The 2891-nt window shown below is 72.4% G+C and carries 2 protein-coding genes and 1 pseudogene; 2 read left to right on the top strand and 1 reads right to left on the bottom strand.

Features of this window, described 5'->3' with window-relative positions; translation table 11 throughout:
• On the bottom strand, window positions 1-849 hold an 849-nt coding region (locus FV228_RS25495; RefSeq protein WP_147857099.1), incomplete at its 3' end, for an extensin family protein.
• Window positions 850-1063: 214 nt separating this feature from the next.
• Here FV228_RS25495 and FV228_RS33805 point away from each other — a divergent pair.
• Together FV228_RS33805 and FV228_RS25485 are read left to right on the top strand one after the other, a co-directional pair.
• A complete protein-coding gene (locus FV228_RS33805) occupies window positions 1064-2608 on the top strand; it encodes a cobaltochelatase subunit CobN (protein ID WP_147857098.1) in 1545 nt (514 codons plus the stop codon).
• Window positions 2605-2891, top strand: a pseudogene (locus FV228_RS25485) (precorrin-3B synthase); the annotation flags it as partial. The gene FV228_RS33805 and the pseudogene FV228_RS25485, both read left to right, overlap by 4 nt.

The following is a 2891-nucleotide window of genomic DNA, read 5'->3' as shown; positions in this document are numbered from 1 at the left end:
GGGCAGGCGTGCCGGGGCTCGGGCGACCTGGGTCGGGCTCGCAGCCTTCGACATCGGCGAGACTCCGTAGGGATCGTCCTCCTCGATATCCACCGGGGCCTGCGGGGCGGCCGGCTGGCGGGTTGGCGGCAGCGGGCGCGACAGGGGCCGCTCGGCTCCATTCCCGAGCTGGGGCGTGAACTTGATGAACGGCTGGCAGATCCGCTTCAGGCCGCGCGGGTCGTGCCGGGCAAGGTCGACGTGGATGTGGTCGTAGTGGAACACGTTCGAGCCTGGGGCCAGCACCGTGGTGAACCGCTGGCAGGCACCCAGGAAGATCTCGCGCAGGAAGCCCTGCTCCGCCTCGGTGCCGCGCCAGCCGCCCTTGACGGTGATGACGTGGCCGTCCGCGAGCTTGATCGACATCACGTCGATCGCGTTGCCGAAGCCGTGCTCGGAGAGCTTGGCGCCGGGCTGATTGTTGCGCCCCCGGCAGGAGTAGGAGCCAGCGTTGATCTCGGCCACAGGCACGCCGAAATACAGGTTCGCAGCGGGCTGGATGGTGTCGGCGAGCCAGGCCTCGGCCTCTGCGAGCGCCGGGCAGCCGAGCGTCATCCGCTGCTTCATCACCACCGTGCCGCCGGCGAGCCGCGTCACCCGGAAGGGCTGCTGCATGCCGCACGGACCTGGCCCGTCCATCGCCGCGATCGGCGTGATGAACTCGGTCGGCTCGACCAGTTTCTTCGCCAGGCAGACTTGCTCCGCCTGGTCGCGCCACGGGTCGCGCCGCTCGAACCGGTTGATCGAGCAAGCGGTGAGCCCCGCGCCGAACAGCGCCAGGGCGGAGAACAGGGATACGCCACGCCACATGACCCGGACGATGCGCACGGTCCCGTAAAGCGTTCGTCAACGGCGATTCGGGATCGGCGAGCCCTGTGGTTTTCGCGGATTGCGCGCTGTCGGCGTCTGATCAGGAGCGGCGGCAAGTCCGTGGGGGGACGAGCGCACATGCACCGAATCCGCAATTACACCGGCGGCAGGGGATCGAGTTGACAGCGACCGTCGACCGCGGACTGAATACAAGATGCTTTCAATCCTCGACCTCCGCGCCCGCATCGAAGCCGGCACCCTGACGCCTTCGGGCGCGATCGATCTATGCCGCGCGGCCATCGCCGCGCGGGAGCCGGAGCTGCGGGCGCTGGTCACCCTGGACGACAACCCGGCCATCCCGGATTCCGGGCCGCTCGCCGGCATCGCGGTGGGCGTGAAGGACATTATCGACAGCGCCGGCCTGCCGAGTCAGATGGGTTCGTCGCTGTACGCCGGCTGGCAGCCTCGGGGCGATGCCTCGGTGGTGGCGCGTCTGAAGCGCCTCGGTGCCGTGGCACTCGCCAAGACCACGACCACGGCCTTCGCCAGCAGCGACCCGACCGCGACCGTCAACCCGCACGATCCCGGCCATACCCCGGGCGGATCCTCGGCGGGCTCGGCCGCCGCGGTGGGTGCCGGGATGCTGCCCTTGGCGCTCGGCACGCAGACCGCCGGCTCGGTGATCCGGCCGGCGAGCTATTGCGGCTGCGCGGCGGTGAAGCCGTCCTTCCGGCTGATCCCGACGGTCGGGGTCAAGACCTATTCCTGGGCGCTCGACACGGTCGGGCTGTTCGCCGCCGGGGTCGCGGACGTCGCCCACGCCCTGGCGCTGATGGGCGTCCGGCCGGTCTGGGACCACGCCAGCACACGGGTCACCGGCTTCGAGGTGCTGCCGCTGGCGATGCTCGACCGGCCGCGCATCGACGTGACGGTGCGCGTCTCCGGCGCCTTCCGCGACACCTTCCCGGATACGCTGGCGCTGCTCGACCGTGCCACCCGCGCAGTGGCCGAACGGGACGAGGAGGATTTCGAGAATCCCCTGGCTGCAGCGCGCCGCCGTGGTGAGACGACCGCCCGGGTCTACGGCGCGGCACCGGGTCGCTACGGCGCCGCCACGGCCGCCACCGCCCTCGACGGCGCGTGGGACGTCCGGGCCGATCTCGGACGGGCTTACCTCGCAGCCAGCAGCCACGCCTACGGCGACCGCGAGGGGCCGGACGCGGAATTCGGCGCCCGGGTCGCGGCGGCGGACGCCTATCTTCACGCCTTCGACGTGGCCGAACGCGACCTGTTCGACGGCGACGCCGCGGTGGACGCGATGGGCGGGTTCGCCGCCGCCGCCACGCTCCAGGGCGCCAGCCCCACCTTGTACAGCCTCGACGTCTCCGTTCCCGAGCGTCCGAAGGCCCGCACCGCCCGGGAGGATGCCGCCCGGCTGATCGGCGGGCGCCTGGCGGACGCCCGCTGGATCGCGGGCCAGCTCCGCCACGGCTACCGCGGCGCGCAGGAATTGGCTCAGGGCCTCGACGCCGTGTTCGTGCTGGCCGCGGCGAGCGACGCCTTGACCGATGCCGGCTTCGACCGCCTCTACGCGGCCTGGATCGCCGATCCCGACGTGTTCGACCGCCTGCGCGCCGCCAACCCGGCCGCGACCCGAGCGATCCTGGAGCGGTTCGACGAGGCCCGCGACCGTGGCCTGTGGCACAGCCGGCGCAACGCGCTGCCGGCCGACGCGCTGATGCCGGAGGCGGCCGAATGACTGTCTCCACCCATCGCCGGGTGCTCCCCGAGGCTCCGGCGCGCCGGGGCTGGTGCCCGGGGCTCAGCCGCCCGATGCCCACCGGCGACGGCCTGCTCGCCCGGGTGCATCCCCCCCTCGGGATCCTGACCTTGGCGCAAGCGCACGCCGTCGCCGAGGGCGCGCGCCGCTTCGGCAACGGCCATCTCGACCTCACCGCCCGGGCCAACCTCCAGATCCGCGGCGTCTCCGACGCGACGCGCACGCCGCTCGCCCGGCTACTGGAAGCCGCCGGGCTCGGCGA

The organism is Methylobacterium sp. WL18 (assembly GCF_008040015.1).
GTDB classification, from domain to species: Bacteria; Pseudomonadota; Alphaproteobacteria; order Rhizobiales; family Beijerinckiaceae; genus Methylobacterium; species Methylobacterium mesophilicum.
Note: the sequence above shows the minus strand (reverse complement) of the source record. Positions and strands in the feature narration are given on the sequence as shown.